A 16,749-nucleotide genomic window follows, 5' to 3' on the forward strand; every position below is an offset into this window, starting at 1 on the left:
CTTAAGGTCCGATTAATTATTTCAACAATAGCCGACGAGCAAAACAGCCTCGCTGTTGCAATTTTGCAATTACCAAACGTCATTTTAACAATATTCGCGAATAATTGGATCATCGGTACGCTCATAATCGATGGTTGTCGAAGTAGAAAATATTCATCACCACCACCGAACCATTAGCGCGGTTTGGCGCGTCGAAAAACGTGATTGAGCGCGATGGTCTCCCACAATCTCGAAACACGATGGCGGGAGCTCGTCTTTCACCTCCTCGTGAAGCCTCTGCGAGTTGGCCGTCACGATCCCACGCCTCGGGTCACCCCGGGGCCGCGCAGCGGAACCTGGGATCCGGAACCGCTGACGCGCTCCGTCCGTGCACGGTGCCGGCCCTCGCCCCCCCCCGGATCCTCCGCGCCAGACCGGCCCGTCGCCGCCGAACCGCACGCCCCGTCCTCCCCACAAGGCCCTTCGTATGAATGACAGGCAAGACCGCGCCTGGATCGTGCGCGAAGCCCGCCGTTGGATCGGCACGCCCTATCATCCAGGGGCCGACGTCCATGGCGTCGGCGTCGATTGCGGCATGCTGCTGGTGCGGGTGTTCGTCGATACCGGCCTCGTCCCGCCCTTCGACCCGCGGCCCTACCCGCAGGACTGGCACATCCACCGCGACGACGAGCGCTACCTCGGCTTCCTGTTCGCGCGCACCCGCGAGGTGGCGGTGCCCGAGCCCGGCGACATCGTGGTGTTCCGCCAGGGCCGCACATACTCCCACGGCGGCATCGTCACCGCCGCCGACCCGCTCGTTCTCGTGCACGCCTTCTCGCCCGCGCAAGCCGTGATCGAGGAGCCGGTGAGCCGCAACGGGATGCTGGTGCAGCCCTACCGCGCGCCCCGCTTCTTCAGCTTCTGGGGCACGCCGTGAGCCTGTTCGGGACCAAGAAGCGGAGGGCGGTGACGCCGGATTATACCGGCCTCCAGATCCAGACCGCCTCGAGCGCGCTGCCCGTCGCGATCGTCTACGGCACCAACCGCGCCGCGCCGAACCTGATCTGGCACGACGGCTTCCAGACCCACGCCCAGCGCAGCAAGACGGCAGGCGCCAAGGGCGGCGGCCAGAAGCCCACGGTCACCGGCTACAGCTACTCGACCTGGCTGATCCTCGGCATCGGCGAGGGGCCGATCCAGGGCATTGGCACGATCTGGAACGGGCAGGCCATCGCCGCCTATCCGGCCTACGGCCTGAGCCTGATCCCCGGCACGACGCCGCAGGAGCCCTGGGCACCGACCGTGGTCCGGTATCCCGACGCGGCCTTGTCCTATCCGGGCACCGCCTACGCCGCGGCGACCGATTTCGACCTCGGCTCGTCGGCCAGCGTCCCGCAGCTCGCCCTCGAGGTGAGGGGCCGGCTCGTAGGGAGCCCGTCGAGCCCCGACGACGCCGATCCGGCCGCCATGCTGGTCGATTTTCTGACCAACGCCCAGTACGGCGTCGGCTTCCCGGCCGCGGCGCTCGATGCCCGCACGATCCTGGGCGCCTCGGGCGATGGCTCCTACCAGACCTATTGCGCGGCACTCGGCCTCGCGCTCAGTCCCGTCCTCGCCGACCAGGAGACGGCCAGCAGCATCCTGACCCGCTGGCTGCTCCTCACCAACGCCGCCCCGGTCTGGTCGGGCGGCCTGCTCAAGATCGTTCCCTATGGCGACCAGCCGGTCACCGGGGGAACGATGAGCGGCGGCACGGTCACCTTCCGGCCGAACGTCGCACCGGTCTACGACCTCACCGACGACGACTTCTTGCACGCCGAGGACGAGGACCCGGTCCGCCTCACCCGCAGCGACCCGCACGGCATCCTCAACCTCCAGCGGATCGAGTGCTCCGACCGCGGTCACGCCTACGCCGCCACCACCGTCGAGGCGCGCGACCAGGCGGCGATCGAGCGCTTCGGCCTCAAGGCGGGCGCGAGCGTCACGGCCCGGGAGATCTGCGCGCTACCGGTCGCGGGCCTCGTGGCGCAACTCCTGCTCCAGCGCGCGCTCTACATCCGCAATACCTACACGTTCCGGCTGTCCTGGGAGTACTGCCTCCTCGAGCCGATGGACATCGTCACCCTGACCGATCCGGGCCTGGGGCTCGCCCGCACGCCGGTGCGCATCCGCGAGATCGAGGAGGACGAGGAGGGCCTGCTGACGGTCGTGGCGGAGGAGTTCCCGGCCGGCGTCGCGACCGCGACCCTCTACCCGGTCGCCGGGTCCGCCGGCCGCAGCATCAACCGCAACGTCGCCGCCGCACCGGTCAACCCGCCGGTGATCTTCGAGCCGCCGCCGGGGCTGACCGGCGGCGAGGCGCAGGTCTGGATCGCGGTCTCGGGGGGAAGCGGCGGGGTCGCCGATCCCAACTGGGGCGGGGCGAACGTCTGGATCTCGCGCGACGGCACGAGCTACGCCGAGATCGGCACCGTCACGGCGCCGGCCCGGCACGGCGTCCTGACCGCGCCCCTGCCGGCGTCAGCGACGATCAACCCGGATCTGGCCTCGACGCTCGCGGTGGACCTCTCCCGGTCCGGAGGAACGCTCACCGGCGGCACGCAGGCCGACGCGCAGAACGCGGTCACGCTCGCCCTGGTCGACCGCGAGCTCGTCGCCTACGCCGTCGCGACCCTGACCGGCCCGAACGTCTACGCGCTCACATACCTGCAGCGCGGACTGTACGGCTCGTCTACCGCTGCCCATGCCGCCGGCGCGTCCTTCGCCCGGCTCGACGACGCGGTATTCCGCTACACCCTGCCGGCGGCCTACGTGGGCGTGCCGATCAGCCTCAAGCTGCAGTCGTTCAACGTGTTCGGTGGGGCGGTGCAGGACCTCGCCACCTGCGTGGCCTACACCTATACGCCCGTCGGCTCGGGCCGGATGGGGCCGGTGGCCGAGGCCCTGGCGGTCGGCAACCCTGTCGATCTTGGCATCGCCTCGCAGGTCGCCGCGCAGGCCGATGATTTCGGTCTCGCCTCCGACCCCTATCCCATCTTCATCGATCTCGGGCTAGCTTCAGCATGAGCATTCGCGTTCAGTACTTGCGCGAGACGTGGGCGTTCTTGCGCACCTTCATCGGCCGGGCTGGCGAATTCACCATCGACACGACGAACAACCGGTTCGTCGTGCACGACGGTGCGACGCCGGGCGGCTTCCCGACGGCGCGGGCGGACCAGGTCGCGCTCGCGGGCCGCACACCGGTCACCGACGCGAACTACGCTGTCCTCGCGAGCGACGTGACGGTGGCCTACACGGCGCTCACGGCGGCGCGCAGCGTCACGCTCCCGGCCGCGAGCGGCTATCCAGCCGGGCGGGTGCTCACCGTACTCGACGAGACCGGCGCGTGCTCCGCCACCAATACGATCACGGTGGCGGCCGCTGGCGGCGACACCGTCAACGGCGCGGCGAGTGTGACCCTGGCGACGCCCTACGCGGTCCTCGGCGCGATGTCGAACGGTGCCGGCAAGTGGGTGCTGGTCGATCAGGAGACCACCGCGCTCCAGAACCTCGCCCGCCTCGGCCTCGGCACCACCGCCGATGCCGCGAACCCCTTCGCGGCCAAGCTGAACAAGGCGCTCTGGACGGCGCTGACCACCGGCGAGGGCGGGACCGGGGATCTGCGCTACACCCTGAACAAGCAGGACGCCGGCAACACCCTGTCGCTGCTGTTGCAGTCCGGCTTCTCCGGCCGGGCCGAGATCGGCTTGACCGGCGACGACGACCTGCGCCTCAAGGTCTCGGCCGACGGCGGCACCTGGCGCGAGGCGCTGCGGGTCGAGGCCGCGACCGGCGCGGTGTCGGTCGCCCAGGCGGTCACGTGCGGCAACCCGGGTCTGCAAACCGGCGCGGGTCTCGTCGTCCGGGAAAGCGCCCATGCGAGCGGGTCGCGGCGAGCCACCATCGCCCTGGGGTCGGGCTGGCAGATCAACCAGGACAGCCTTGCCACCGGCGGCAGGGATTTCAGCCTCTACAGCACCGCGCTCGGCCGGTCCGCGCTCGCCGTAGCGACCTCCGGACAGGTGACGGTGTCGGACGGCCTGAACGTCGGCGGCGGCCTGACGCTGAACAACGGCACCGGCAACACCCTTCAGTTTGCCAGCGCCGGGGTGGCGGCGCCGAGCAYGGGCAGCCGCTCCGCCGGAACCAAGCTCGTCCTGTACCCGAATGTCAGCGCGACCGAAGCCGACTTCGCCGTCGGCATCGAAATCGGTGCGATGTGGCACAGCATTCCGCATTCCGGCACGTTCTATCGCTGGTACGCGGGTTCGACCCAGCGGATGCAACTGGACGGCAACGGCAACCTGAGTGCCGCGGGCAAGATCACCGGTACGGGATTTGTCTCGTCGGCAGGCGACGGCGCAACGGGACTGTCCGTCAATGTCGGCAACGGCTATCTTTCTTACCAGACGTTCGGGGCCTCGTCGTTCATCTGGAACTACGGAACGGCCCTCTTCATCGGGACCAGTTCGGCCCATTCCGTCGCCATCGCGACCGACAACGTCGCGCGCATGACCGTCGCCGCCACGGGCGACGTTGGCATGAGCGGCAACCTGACCGTCGCCGGCAGGCTGCGCCCCGGCTCCTTCACGGTCGCCACGGTCCCCGCCGGCGTGGCGGGCGACCTCGTCCATGTCTCGAACGCCCGCAAGGTCGGCGAGGCGGCGGGCTCGGGGACGGGCGTCCTCTCCTACTACTCCAACGGCAACTGGCGGCGGCTGTCGGATGACGGCCCGGTCGCGGCGTGAGGGCCCCATGGGACAGCCATTCCTCTACGAGTTCCTGTATCGCGGCCGGCCGGCGGGCTCGGCCGAGGCGCCGGCCTGGCACGTGGTGCTGGGCCAGCACGTGACGCCGCCGGGGGCGAGCGCGRCGCAGTTCGTGGCGAGCGCGGCGCTGACCCCGGCGCAGGCGGAAGCCGCGGGGTTCCCGCTCGCGGCGGTGCTGGCGGGGATCGACGCGGCGGCGCTGGCGGGGCGGGACGCGGCCGTGGCGGAAGCGGAGGCGGCGCGGCGGRAGCGGGACGCGGCGGTGGCGGAACGCGACGACCTGGCGGCGCAGCTCGCCGCGCGCACGCCGGCCGCAGGCCTGCCGGCGGTGTCGGACCGGCAGTTCTTCCAGGCGCTGGCGGAGGGCGGCGCGATCGACCCGGGCGAGGCGCTGGCGGCGGTGATGACGGGCACGCTGCCGGCGCGGATCGAGGCGGCGGTGGCGGCCCTTCCGTCGGCCGAGCAGTTTGCCGCCCGGATGCTGCTGTCGGGCGCCACGGCGTTCGAGCGCGGCCACCCGATGGTGGCGCAGCTCGGCGCGGCGCTCGGCTACGACGCGGCGGCCCTGGACGCGCTGTGGCGCCGGGCCTGCGCCCTCTGATCGCGGTCTGACGCGCCCGGGCCGACCGGCCGGCGCCCCGCGCACGACCCTTCACACACCGGAGAGACCACAATGACCGCGAGCACGTTCGAGCGGGGGCTTTCGCTCGTCCTGACACACGAGGGCGGATGGGCCGACGATCCGCACGACCCGGGGGGCGCGACGAACCTCGGGGTGACGATCGGCACCTTGAGCCTGTGGCTGGGCCGGCCGGCGACGCGGGCGGAGGTGCGGGCGCTGACGCCGGCGAGCGTGGCGCCGCTCTATCGCCGGCGGTTCTGGGACGCGATCCAGGGCGACGCGCTGCCGGCCGGGCTGGATTACGCGCTGTTCGACTTCGCGGTGAACAGCGGCCCGCGGCGCGCCGTCATCGGGCTCCAGCGGGCGCTCAAGATCGCCGATGACGGGCGGCTCGGGCCGCTGACCCTCAAGGCGGTGGCAGAGCACAAGCCCGCGGACCTGATCGAAGCCCTGTGCGACGGGCGGCTGACGTTCCTGCGGGCGCTGTCGACCTGGCCGCGGTTCGGGCGCGGCTGGGCCCGGCGGGTCGAGGAGGTACGGGCGGCGGCGCGGGCGCTGCGCACCGCCCCAGCCGGCGCCCGACAGGCGCCCGGCCCGGTGCCCGCCGATCGGACGGGTCGGCGGGCCGCGGCCGGACCCGCTCAGCCATAGGCGAGGCACCAGCCAGGTCCGCGCAGCCAGCATCGGTCGGCGGGCACCGCATCGGTCCGGTGGAGCACTCGAACGGCTTCCTGGCCGCCGGATGCCAGGGCGCGCGCCAGGACCCGCTCGGCCTCCGGATCACGGGCCCCGGCGCACGGGTAGATCAGGGTGGGCGAGGGACGACGGCGCCGTACCCTGCTGCAGCTCGATTTCGAGGGAGGCCAGCGATGACCCAGTGGCGGCCCGATCTCACGCTCGATCACCTCACCGGCGCGCTCGATGCCGAGATCCTGTCGCCCCCCGAGCCGGCGGTCCGCGCCCTCGCCGAGCACACTTGGCGCGACGCGAAGCGCCTGCGCCACATCCTGCCGCGGGCCAGACCGGGCCGATGAGGGGGCCGCCGGTCCTGCGGCGGTCCTTGAGACGGCCGCCGCCGAAAGGCCCTTCAGCCCAGCACCACCACCTGCGCGCCCACCGGCACCCGGGCGTAGAGGTCGATCGCGTCCTGGTTGATCATCCGGATGCAGCCCGACGAGACGCTGCGGCCGATGCTCTCCGGCTCGGTGGTGCCGTGGATGCGGAACAGCGTGTCCTTGTTGTTCTGCCACAGGTAGAGGGCGCGGGCGCCGAGCGGGTTGCGCGGGCCGCCCGGCACGCCGAGGCCGCTCTGGAGCTTGGACACGCTGCGGGCGAGCGCCGGCTGGCGGGCGATCATCTCCTTGGGCGGGTACCAGTCCGGCCAGGCCTGCTTGGAGTTGATGGTGGCCGCCCCGTTCCAGGCGAAGCCCTGGCGGCCGACCCCGACGCCGTAGCGGCGCGCCCGGCCGCCCTCCTGAATCAGATAGAGGTGGTGCGCCCGCGGATCGACCACGATGGTGCCCGGCGCGTAGCGGCCGCCATAGGCGACCTCCTGGCGCAGGAAGGACGGGTTGGCGCGGCGCCAGCGGAAGGCCGCCACCGGGAACGGCTCGGTGTCGAGCGCCGCGTAGGCGCGGGCGTAATCGATCGGTCCGTCATCGACCACCACCGTGGGGGATGGGTCAGAGGTGCCCTGCGGCGGCGAATCGCTGCGCCGGCCGCCCCAGAAGGAATCCTCCTCCGGCGCCGGCGCAGCCTGGACGGGCTGCCCGCGATACGGGTCGGCCTGACCTCCATAGCCTTGGCTGCCATAGCCTTGGCCGCGGGTATCATAGAACGCGCCGTCATCCGCCGGGACCGGATCGCGGGAGCGCCGGCGCCGGGCGGGAGCGAAATCCTGGTCCGTCCAGGCGAGGGCGGGGCGCGGGAAGGCACCCGCCAGCAGCGTCGAGGCGAGGCCGGCGGCGGCGGCGGTGACCAGCAGGCGGCGGTTCTTGTCTGTCATGGGAGGTCTTGACGATCGTTCTGACAAAACGGGGCGCCGGAAGGGCGCAATGCAGCAACAGCTAGGGCATTTCCCCTCCGAGGGGAAACCGCTCCTGCCGGAAAAACCGTCAGGACCAACGGGCTAGCGCGATATCCGGGCGAGTGTGGCCCGGGTGCAGCCTGCTCCCGGACGCCTTGCCGGGCGATGCTGGGCCGTTCGATAAATCGCGTGCAATACTTTTTCTAGTTCGTATCTCGACCAACGAATTCTGTTATTACGCATATCACCTGTGGTTGACGTGCGCCGGAACACGTGTCCTCCTGTGCTGGTCACTTCGATCTGGTGCGCCATGACCAACGATGACCCGACCCGATCGCTCGATCTGATCGAGCTCGCCGCCGACGTCGTGTCGGCCTATGTGGCGAACAACTCGGTTCCGGCGGCGGACGTGCCGGGGCTGATCGCGGCGGTCCACACGTCGCTGAGCCAGCTCGGTGCGGCGCCGGCGCCAGAGCCTGAGAAGGTCACTCCGCCGGTCCCCATCCGCCGGACCGTCACCCCGGACCACATCATCAGCCTGGAGGACGGCAAGCCCTACAAGACGCTCAAGCGTCACCTGGCAGGCCGCGGTCTCACCCCGGAAGCCTACCGCCAGAAATGGGGCCTGCCGCCGGACTACCCGATGGTCGCCGCCAACTATGCCGCCCAGCGCTCCGAACTGGCCAAGAGTTCCGGCCTCGGCCAGAGCCGGCGCGGCCGCGGCGCGGCGAAGCGGACCGCGGCGGATCCGTCGGTGTCCGGGCCGGCCACGGGGCGCTCCCGCGGCCGCTGAACCGCGCCGACGATGAGCGGAAGCCGACCGGGGCGCTCATCGTGCATTCAGGTCGTTAGTCCTTTCCTGGGGGCAGGGCGGCCCGCTCGGCTGCCTTCACCTCAGGAGAGATCCCACGATGATGCACGTCAAGGTGCTCGGGATGGCTGCCCTTATCGCGGGTGGCTTGGTGTCGGGCGGCCTGGGCCTTGCCTCGACCGCGCAGGCCGCCCCGATCGGCCTCGGCGCGGCGGGCACGCTCGCGACGGAGGCGGGCGTGATCCCGGTGGCCGGCGGCTGCGGCCCGGGCTTCGTCCCGAATCGTTTCGGCTATTGCCGCCCGTTCTACGGGCCCCGGCCCTTCTACGGCCCGCGCCCCCATTACTACGGTCCACGGCCGTACTGGCGGCGCCCGTATTACGGGCCGCGGCGGTTCTATTACGGCTACTGATCCAAACCGCGAAGTACCGCTTTCAGACGATGAGTTCCGGAAGCGGCACCGAGGGCTGCGCGGCGCCCGAGCGACGCCGAAATCCGTATTGCGAAGCAATCAGTCGGATTTCGCATGACCTGAGAAAGGCGCCCGACCGGCCGGTCGGGCGCCTTTTTGCATTTCGAGGCCGACGCATCCGTGCGACGGCGGCAGAAGCCTATCCCGCCCGCGCCGCCGGCTTGCGCCCGAACGGATCGAACTCGATCACCGGTGCCTTGCGGCCGTGCAGCGTCGGCAGCACCCGCTCGCCGAAGGCATCGATGAAGGCCGCCTGGTTGCCGCCGACCTGGTGCAGGTCGATGCTGTCGAAGCCGAGCGCCGCGCAGGCGGCGATGCGCTCGGTCAGCGCCGGCAGGTCGTGGGAGATCAGCACGGCCTCGTGCATGTCCTCCGGCCGCAGGAAGCGGGCGGCGGCCTCGAAGTCGGCCGGGCGGGGCAGTTCCCAGGCAACCGAGGCCGGCAGGGCGTTGAAGCGCCACTCGGCATGGGCCTGGTGCAGGGCCTCGGCCGGGTCGGGGGCGTAGCTCAGGTCCATCTTGAGGAAGACCGGCTTGTCGGCGCCGCCATTCTCCCGGAAGGCGTCGACGATCGGCCCCAGCGCGTCGGGACTCGTCCCGACGGTGAGAAGCCCGTCGGCCCAGGTGCCGAGCCAGGCGGCGGTCTCGACGCTGGTGGCCGCCCCGACGAGACGGGTCGGGGTCTCGGGCAGCGACCACACCTTGGCGTCCACCGCCGTCAGGCGGCCGCGCTGGGTCACGGTCTCGCCGGCGAGCAAGGCCCGCATGATCTCGGCGCCCTCGCGCAGGCGGGCATTCCGCTCGGCCTTGTCGGGCCACGGCGCGCCGGTGGCGCGCTCGTTCATCGCCTGGCCGCTGCCCAAAGCCACCCAGGGCACCCGGCCGGGGAACATCTGTCCGAGGGTCGCGACCGCCTGCGCCAGCACCACCGGATGGTAGCGCCAGCCCCCCGGCACCGAGATGATGCCGAAGGTCAGGCGCTCGGTCGCCTGCAAGGCGGCACCGAGCCAGGCCCAGGCGAAGCCGGATTCGCCCTGACTCGGCGACCAGGGCTGGAGGTGGTCGGAGGAGAAGGCCCCGTCGAAGCCGGCCTGCTCGGCCCTCTGGGCGAGTGCGAGCAGCGCCCGGGGGGGGCATTGCTCGTGGGAGATGTGGTAGCTGTACAGGGTCATCGCAGGGCTCCCGGCCCGGGGAATGCCCGAGCCCGGGCGGTCGTTCCGGGCGGGTGCGGCTGCGCCGCGGGCCCGACCCCTTGCTACATCCCCACCGCGACCTTGCGGCTGTTGCCCCGCTGGAGGTTGCGGTAGCGGGCCAGCGCCCAGAGCGGGAAGAACTTCGCGTAGCCGTGATAGCGCAGGTAGAACACCCGCGGGAAGCCGGTGCCGGTGTAGAACTCCTCGCCCCACAGCCCGTCCGCCCCCTGCGTGCGGGCGAGGTAGTTGACGCCGCGGGCCACCGCCGGGTGGTCCGCCTCGCCGGCCGCCATCAGGGCGATCAGCGCCCAGGCGGTCTGCGAGGCGGTGCTCGCCGCCCGCTCGTAGCCGCGATATTCGAGCTTGTAGCTCGCCGCGTCCTCGCCCCAGCCGCCATCCGGGTTCTGGATCCCGACCAGCCACTCCGCCGCCTTGCGGACCGGCGCGGAGGCCGGGTCGTGGCCGGCGGCGTTCAGCGCGCAGAGCGCCGACCACGTGCCGTAGATGTAGTTCATGCCCCAGCGGCCGTACCAGCTGCCGTCCTCCTCCTGGTCGGCAAGCAGGTAGTCGACGGCCCGGGCGAGGACGGGGCTCGTCTCCTTGGTCTCGCCGAGCTGCGCCAGCATCGAGATGCAGCGGGCGGTGACGTCGGCGGTCGGCGGATCGAGCAGCGCGCCGTGGTCGGAGAACGGGATGTAGTTGAGGTAGTGGTGGGTATTGTCGGCGTCGAAGGCGGCGAAGCCCCCGTCGCGGCTCTGCAGCCCCTCGATCCATTCCCGGGCGCGGGCGATCGACTGAGTGTAGTCCGAGCCGCCCTCGCCGGGGCCGAGGCGGGTCTGCGCCCGGTCCATCGCCATCGCCACCACGGCGGTGTCGTCGAGATCGGGGTAATGGGCGTTGTTGTACTGGAACGCCCAGCCGCCCGGGCGCACGTCCGGCTTGCGGGCCGCCCAATCGCCCTTGATGTCGAGGACCTGGAGGGGCTTCAGCCATTCGAGGGCGGCGCGGGCCTGGCGCTCGTTCTCCGGCCCGCCGGCCTCCATCAGGGCGTGGGCGGCGAGCGCCGTGTCCCAGACCGGCGACAGGCAGGGCTGGACGTAGGCCTCGTGCTCCTTGACGGTGACGAGCTTCTCCACCGCCGAGCGCGCCGTCGCCACCAGGGGGTGGTCCTCCGGGTAGCCGAGCGCCTCGTACATCAGCACCGAGTTGGCGATGGCCGGGTAGATGGCGCCCAAGCCGTCCTCGCCGTTCAGCCGCTCGCTGACGAAGGCCACCGCCTTGTCGATGGCGCGCGCCCGGGGCTTCTTCGGGAAGAAGGGCTCGACCACCCGCAGGATGTCGTCGATCGCCGCGAAGACCGGGCGCCAGGGCGAGGATTCCTGCGCGCCGGAGGGCCAGCGCCGGATCCGCTCCGGATCCTGGGTGAACAGCTCGCGCACGCCGATGCCGCGCGGGTTCTTCGCCCGCGGCTTCTTCACCTGCAGCACGAAGAGCGGGACCATCACGGTACGGGCCCAGTACGACACCTTGTCGAGGTGGAACGGGAACCACCGCGGCAGCAGCATCACCTCGACCGGCATCACCGGCACGGCGCTCCACGGCACCTCGCCGTAGAGGGCGAGCAGGGTGCGGGTGAAGACGTTGGCGTGCGCCGCGCCGCCGCGCTGCAGGATCGCCTCGCGGGCCCGGCGCATATGCGGGGCATCGATCGGGTCGCCGATCATCTTGAGGGCGAAATACGCCTTGACGGACGCGCTCATGTCGAACGGCCCCTCGTGGACCAGGGCCCAGCCGTGGTGCAGCGGGCTCTGCGTCCGGCGCAGGTAGACGGCGATCTTCTCCTCCAGCTCCCGCGGCGGCACCGAGGCGCGGAAGTGGTGGTAGAGGATGTACTCGGACGGGATGGTGGCATCCGCCTCGAGCTCGAAGCACCAGTGGCCGTCGGCATGCGCCAGCTGCGTCAGCGCCCGGGACGCCGCCGAGACCCGCCGCTCGACCTCGTCGAGGGTGATGTCCTGCGTGCTCTTGCGTTGCAGCGTCTCGACCTTGCCCACGGTGTCTCCGCCTTCCTCTCCGGTGCGCGGCGTCGCCCGCCACCCTCACTACCCGAACCGTAGCGATTCGAACTTTTTTGCGCAGCGCACAAACGCCGCGCACGCCCACGCTGTTCCGGAACTGAAGCCCGGCGTCAAGCGGCTCCGCGCAACGCGGCGTCGCCGCCGGCCCCGACACCTGTCAGAACCTGGGCGGCCCTGGCGCCCGAGCGGATCGCCCCCTCGATGGTCGAGGGCAGCCCCGTGGCGGTCCAGTCGCCGGCGAGTACGAGGTTCGGGATGTGCGTCCGCGCACCCGGCCGGCGCGCCGCCTCGGCGGGGGTCGCCGCGAAGGTGGCACGTTTCTCCTTGACGATCTGCCACCGGGGCAGCGGCTCGCCGGCGAAGCCCGAGAGCCGCGAGACCTCGTCCCAGATCGTGCGGGCGAGATCCTCCCGCGGCACATCGAGCAGGCGGTCGGCGCCGCTGATCGTCACCGAGAGTCGGTCGGGATAGGAGAACAGCCACTCGGTCACGCCGCCGACGACGCCGAGCAGCAAAGGCGCCCCCGGCTTCGGGGGAAGCGCGAAATGCGCGTTGACGATCGAGCGGTGGCTCTGCGGCGTATCCAAGCCCGGCATCAGGTCGGCGGCAACCCAGGCCGGCAGGGCCAGCACCGCCGCGTCGTTGGGGCCCAGCTCCTCCGGACCGTCGGCGAAGTCGAGACGGGCGAGCCGCCCGCCCTCGACCCCGAGCGCCCGCAGGCGCCGGCCGAGACGCAGCTCGGCGCCGGCCTGCTTCAGGGCCGCCAGGGCCGGATCGACGAAGGCGGCAGACAGGCCCTCGACGGCGACGAGCGGCCGGCAGGCCCGGCCGCCGGCGCCGAGCGTCTCGCGCAGGATGGTGGCGGCGAGGCCCGCATCGCTCTCCTGCGGCTCGGTGTTGAGGGCGGCGAGCAGCACCGGGCGCCACAGGCGGTCCCACAGCAGGCCCTCGCAGGCCATGCTCTCGCCGATCGTCGCGGCCTTCGTGGCGCCGCGGAAGATGCCGAGCGGGGCGAGGTAGTCGCGGGCGCGGCTGCCCGGCACCCGGCGGCGGGCATCCAGCACCCACCAGGGCAGGCGTCCGGCATTCGGGCGCAGGGTCCAGCGCTCTCCGGTGCCGAGGTCGGCGAAGGCGAAGGCGGCCTCGTCCGGCCCGGCGAGGACGCCCTCCGGGGCTCCTGCCAGCGTCAGGAAGTCGAGGGCGTCGCGGTTGCCGGAGAGCAGCAGGTGGTTGCCGTTGTCGATCGTCAGCCCGAGAGCCGGGTCGAAATAGGAGCGGCAGCGCCCGCCGGCCTGCTTGGCCGCCTCGTGCACCACGACGCGGCGGCCGGCCTTGGCCAGCCGCAGGGCCGCCGAGAGACCGGCGAGGCCGGCCCCGAGAACATGGACCGTACCCATCAGACGACCGCGTGGCGCAGGAGGACGCCGATCAGCGCGAGCTTGCCGGGCTTCACCCGCGTGCGGGGCGCCGCCCAGCCGCGCTTGCGCAGGCCGACGAGGATCAGGTGGTAGGCCGCCCCCATCATCCGGGGCGCCTTGGTAGCACGGCGCGATTCGCGGTTCATGATCGCCCAGGATGCGTCGTAATGGCCTTGCGCCTCGTCGAGGAGGCGGGCGCAGACTTCCGCGAGACGCGGATGGGCGAGCGCGCTCTGCGGCGTCGGACGGGACAGCCCGATCGCCGCTAGCGGCTCCGCCGGCAGGTAGAGCCGGCCGCGCTCGGCATCCTCGTCGATGTCGCGCAGGATGTTGGTGAGCTGCAGCGCCCGGCCGAGATGGTGGGCGAGCCGGATGCCGGGCTCCTCGGGGAGCCCGAAGATCCGCACCGAGAGCCGGCCGACGGCGCTGGCGACGCGATCGCAATAGAGGTCGAGGGTGGCGGAATCGGGGGCGACGATGTCGGCCTCGGCATCCATCGCCATGCCGTCGATCACCGCCTGGAAATCCTCGCGCTTGAGCCCGAACTGCCGCACCGGCCCGACCAGGGGCTGCGTCCGCGGGACGGGACGGCCGGCATAGAGGGCGTCGATGTCGGCGCGCCAGCGGTCGAGCTCTGCCGCGCGGACCTCGCGGGCGCCGCCGTCGTCGGCTACGTCGTCGACGGCGCGGCAGAACGCGTAGACCGCGTACATCGCGTCGCGCTGCTCGGCCGGCAGCAGCCGCATGGCGGTGTAGAACGACGAGCCGGCGGCCGGCAGGGCCGGGGCCTCTGTCGTGTCCTCGACGGTCGGGGCGGGCTGGGAGGCGAGGGCGGTCACGGGCGGGCTCCCCGCAGGGCCGGATGGAGGTGGCGGCGGAACGGCCGCCGGGCGAGCGTCGTGGCGGCGGCGCCGAGCGCGGTCAGCGCGAAGGCGGCCTTGCCGTGATGGACCTTCTCGCTGAGCGGATCGCGCACGAGGAGGCCGCGGGCGAGCAGCACCGCGAGGCGGTGGATCGCCGCGATCTCCATAGCCAGCCGCGTGTCGTCGATGAGGTCGGGCAGGGGCCGGCCCTCCTCGAGGAGGTCGAGGCAGCGTTGCGCCAGTTCCTTGATCACGGCGCGGAGCGCGGGCGTCGCGCGCTCGCCCCCGAGATCCTCGATGCGGGCCCCGTGCTTCTCGAGAATCTCCCGCGGCAGGTAGACCCGGTCGACGCTCCGATAGTCCTTGGCGCAATCCTGCAGGTGGTTGATCACCTGGAGCGCGGTGCAGATCGCGTCGGACGTGGCCCAGGTCCGGCCCGGATCCTCGCCGTGCACGTCGAGGACGAAGCGGCCGACCGGCACCGCCGAGTAGCGGCAGTAATGCGCCAGCTCGTCCCAGGTCTCGTAGCGCGACTTGTGCGCGTCCATCCGGAACGCGTCGAGCAGTTCGAGCGCGTGGCGCGGCGGCAGACCGCGCTCAGCGAGCGAGCGGCGCAGGGGGGCGGCCTCCGGGTCGTCGGGTCCCTTAGCCGTCAGCGCGTCGGCGAGGCCGTCGAGGAGCGCGATCTTCCGCTCGGGCGACAGGCCGGCATTGTCGGCGACGTCGTCGCCGGCCCGGACGAAATAGTAGAAGTCCAGGATCGGGCCGCGGTGGCGCGGATGGATCAGGTGCGAGGCGACCGGGAAGTTCTCGTCGCGGTGCCCCTTGCCGGAGCGCGCCTCGGTGGCGGTGGTCATCGGATGTATCCAGCCTGACGGAACCAGGCGACGGCGTCGGCGAGGCCGTCGCGGTAGGGCCGGGCGGCGTAGCCGAGCTCGGCCCGCGCCTTGGCGTCGGAGAAGAACATCCGGTAGCGCGACATCCGGATGCCGTCGATCGTGGCGAGCGGCGCCTTGCCGGTGATCCGCGCGGCGAGTTCCGAGACGAAGGCCACCGGATAGACCGCGGCCCGCGGCAGCCGCACGGTCGGGGGCTTTCGCCCGACGAGGCCGGCGATGTCGGCGAGCATGCGCGACAACAGGACGTCCTCTCCGCCTAAGATGTAGCGCTCGCCGATGCGGCCCCTGTGCAGGGCCAGCAGATGGCCCTTCGCCACGTCGTCGACGTGGACGAGGTTGAGGCCGGTATCGACGAAGGCCGGCATCTTGCCGTTCGCCGCCTCGACGATGATCCGCCCGGTCGGCGTCGGCTTGACGTCGCGGGGTCCGATCGGGGTCGAGGGGTTGACGATCACCGCCGGCAGGCCGTCGCGGGCCACCATCTCCTCGACCACCCGCTCGGCCACCACCTTGCTGCGCTTGTAGGCGCCGATGGCGGTCTCCGGCGTCAGCGGCCGGGTCTCGTCGGCGGGCGTGCCGTCGTCGTGCGGCTTGATGGTGGCGACGCTCGACGTATAGACCACCCGCTCGACTTTCGCGTCGAGCGCTGCCCGCATCAAGGCCCGGGTCCCCTCGCGGTTGGTACGCACGATCTCTTCGGGGTCCGGCGCCCAGAGCCGATAATCCGCCGCCGCATGGACGAGGTAGCGCATGCCGCGCATGCCGGCCGCCGCCGCCTCGGGGTCGCGCATGTCGCCCTCGACGATCTCGACGTCGGGCCAGGTCAGGTTGGTGCGCGGGCTCGTGGCGCGCACCAGCACCCGCACCGGGAAGCCGGCGGCGCGAAACACGTCGACCAAAGCCGGGCCGAGGAAGCCGCTGGCTCCGGTGATCAGCACCGGGCCGGGCTCGAATCCGGGTTTGGACGCGGTGCTGTGCTGGGCCTCGGTCATGCGTTCCTTCTCGGCGGCTCGGGCGGCGGGCCCGCTCTTCCGACAGTGACATCAATTCGGGAAGCCGGGCCGCTTCTGCCAGCCCGGCGCCATGCTCGCAAGGCAGGCCTCGGCGATCGCGGGTGAGCGTGCCACCCGCGCATCAGCATCCTGCCCCAGGACAATTCCGTCCCGATGGCCGATCTCAGGCGAGGCGCAGGCGCCCGCCGCGCTCGGCCGCGGCCTCGCGGGCCGGCAGGGTCGCCTCGACGACCTTGACGATCGAGGGTGCGTCGAGCCCGGCCTGCGCGTACATCCGCTCCGGCGTGTCGTGGTCCTGGTAGCTGTCCGGCAGCGTCAGCGTCCGCACCCGCACCGTGCCGTCGTCGAGCGCACCGCGCGACGACAGCAGGTGCAGCACCATCGCCCCGAAGCCCCCCACCGACCCCTCTTCCAGCGTCACCAGGACCTCGTGGCTCGCCGCCAGGTCCAGGATCAAGGCCTCGTCCAGCGGCTTGGCGAACCGCGCATCCGCCACCGTCACGCCGATCCCCGACGCCTCCAGGCGCTCCGCCGCCTTCAAGGCCTCCGCCAGGCGCGTGCCCAGGCT

At 71.8% G+C, this 16,749-nt stretch carries 16 protein-coding genes; 8 read left to right on the top strand and 8 right to left on the bottom strand.

Going from position 1 to position 16,749, the window contains the following annotated elements:
* Positions 1–466: 466 nt before the first annotated feature.
* The 6 genes from G4G93_RS11415 (at position 467) to G4G93_RS11440 (ending at position 6,443) form a co-directional block, all read left to right on the top strand.
* Positions 467–916, top strand: a complete 450-nt coding sequence (locus tag G4G93_RS11415) for a hypothetical protein (protein WP_165084232.1) — start codon at positions 467–469, stop codon at positions 914–916.
* Entirely contained in the window at positions 913–3,045 is a 2,133-nt protein-coding gene (locus G4G93_RS11420; RefSeq protein ID WP_165084234.1) for a phage tail protein, read from the top strand. Before G4G93_RS11415 ends, G4G93_RS11420 begins: the two co-directional genes overlap by 4 nt.
* Positions 3,042–4,766 (top strand): hypothetical protein, encoded by a 1,725-nt coding sequence (locus G4G93_RS11425; protein ID WP_165084236.1) that lies wholly within the window; start codon positions 3,042–3,044, stop codon positions 4,764–4,766. The genes G4G93_RS11420 and G4G93_RS11425 overlap by 4 nt, the downstream gene beginning before the upstream one ends.
* A 7-nt stretch (positions 4,767–4,773) precedes the next feature.
* On the top strand, positions 4,774–5,388 hold the full coding sequence (locus G4G93_RS11430; protein ID WP_165084238.1) for a hypothetical protein: 615 nt from the start codon (positions 4,774–4,776) through the stop codon (positions 5,386–5,388).
* A 72-nt stretch (positions 5,389–5,460) separates the two neighbouring features.
* Positions 5,461–6,060, top strand: coding sequence for a glycoside hydrolase family 108 protein (locus G4G93_RS11435; protein ID WP_165084240.1), 600 nt, complete (start codon positions 5,461–5,463; stop codon positions 6,058–6,060).
* A 218-nt stretch (positions 6,061–6,278) separates the two neighbouring features.
* The gene (locus tag G4G93_RS11440) at positions 6,279–6,443 is read left to right on the top strand and encodes a hypothetical protein (RefSeq protein ID WP_165084242.1); all 165 of its coding nucleotides are present in this window, start codon (positions 6,279–6,281) and stop codon (positions 6,441–6,443) included.
* Positions 6,444–6,496: 53 nt separating this feature from the next.
* On the opposite strand, the gene G4G93_RS11445 is transcribed toward G4G93_RS11440, so the two are convergent.
* Positions 6,497–7,414, bottom strand: a complete 918-nt coding sequence (locus G4G93_RS11445) for a L,D-transpeptidase (protein ID WP_165084244.1) — start codon at positions 7,412–7,414, stop codon at positions 6,497–6,499.
* Positions 7,415–7,745: 331 nt separating this feature from the next.
* On the opposite strand from G4G93_RS11445, the gene G4G93_RS11450 reads away from it, so the two are divergent.
* Both G4G93_RS11450 and G4G93_RS11455 read left to right on the top strand, forming a co-directional pair.
* Positions 7,746–8,228, top strand: a complete 483-nt coding sequence (locus tag G4G93_RS11450; protein ID WP_165084246.1) for a MucR family transcriptional regulator — start codon at positions 7,746–7,748, stop codon at positions 8,226–8,228.
* A 118-nt stretch (positions 8,229–8,346) separates the two neighbouring features.
* On the top strand, positions 8,347–8,658 hold the full coding sequence (locus G4G93_RS11455) for a GCG_CRPN prefix-to-repeats domain-containing protein (protein ID WP_165084248.1): 312 nt from the start codon (positions 8,347–8,349) through the stop codon (positions 8,656–8,658).
* A gap of 199 nt (positions 8,659–8,857) precedes the next feature.
* On the opposite strand, the gene G4G93_RS11460 is transcribed toward G4G93_RS11455, so the two are convergent.
* The 7 genes from G4G93_RS11460 to G4G93_RS11490 all read right to left on the bottom strand — a co-directional run.
* Positions 8,858–9,889 carry a TIGR03885 family FMN-dependent LLM class oxidoreductase gene (locus G4G93_RS11460; protein WP_165084250.1) on the bottom strand — a complete coding sequence of 344 codons (1,032 nt, stop codon included), beginning with the start codon at positions 9,887–9,889 and terminating at the stop codon, positions 8,858–8,860.
* A gap of 83 nt (positions 9,890–9,972) precedes the next feature.
* Positions 9,973–11,964: a squalene--hopene cyclase gene (gene shc / locus G4G93_RS11465; RefSeq protein WP_165084252.1), complete on the bottom strand. Its 1,992-nt coding sequence runs from the start codon at positions 11,962–11,964 to the stop codon at positions 9,973–9,975.
* Positions 11,965–12,098: 134 nt separating this feature from the next.
* Positions 12,099–13,388, bottom strand: a complete 1,290-nt coding sequence (gene hpnE / locus G4G93_RS11470; RefSeq protein WP_165084303.1) for a hydroxysqualene dehydroxylase HpnE — start codon at positions 13,386–13,388, stop codon at positions 12,099–12,101.
* Positions 13,385–14,245: a presqualene diphosphate synthase HpnD gene (hpnD, locus tag G4G93_RS11475; protein WP_165084254.1), complete on the bottom strand. Its 861-nt coding sequence runs from the start codon at positions 14,243–14,245 to the stop codon at positions 13,385–13,387. The genes hpnE and hpnD overlap by 4 nt, the downstream gene beginning before the upstream one ends.
* Complete coding sequence (hpnC, locus tag G4G93_RS11480; protein WP_165084256.1) at positions 14,242–15,126, bottom strand: squalene synthase HpnC; 885 nt, start codon at positions 15,124–15,126, stop codon at positions 14,242–14,244. Before hpnC ends, hpnD begins: the two co-directional genes overlap by 4 nt.
* Complete coding sequence (hpnA, locus tag G4G93_RS11485; RefSeq protein ID WP_165084259.1) at positions 15,123–16,160, bottom strand: hopanoid-associated sugar epimerase; 1,038 nt, start codon at positions 16,158–16,160, stop codon at positions 15,123–15,125. The genes hpnC and hpnA overlap by 4 nt, the downstream gene beginning before the upstream one ends.
* A gap of 184 nt (positions 16,161–16,344) precedes the next feature.
* The coding region (locus G4G93_RS11490; RefSeq protein ID WP_281409695.1) for a transketolase C-terminal domain-containing protein at positions 16,345–16,749 on the bottom strand (405 nt) is incomplete at its 5' end.

The sequence above is a fragment of the Methylobacterium sp. DB0501 genome (assembly GCF_011043735.1).
GTDB lineage: Bacteria > Pseudomonadota > Alphaproteobacteria > Rhizobiales > Beijerinckiaceae > Methylobacterium > Methylobacterium alsaeris.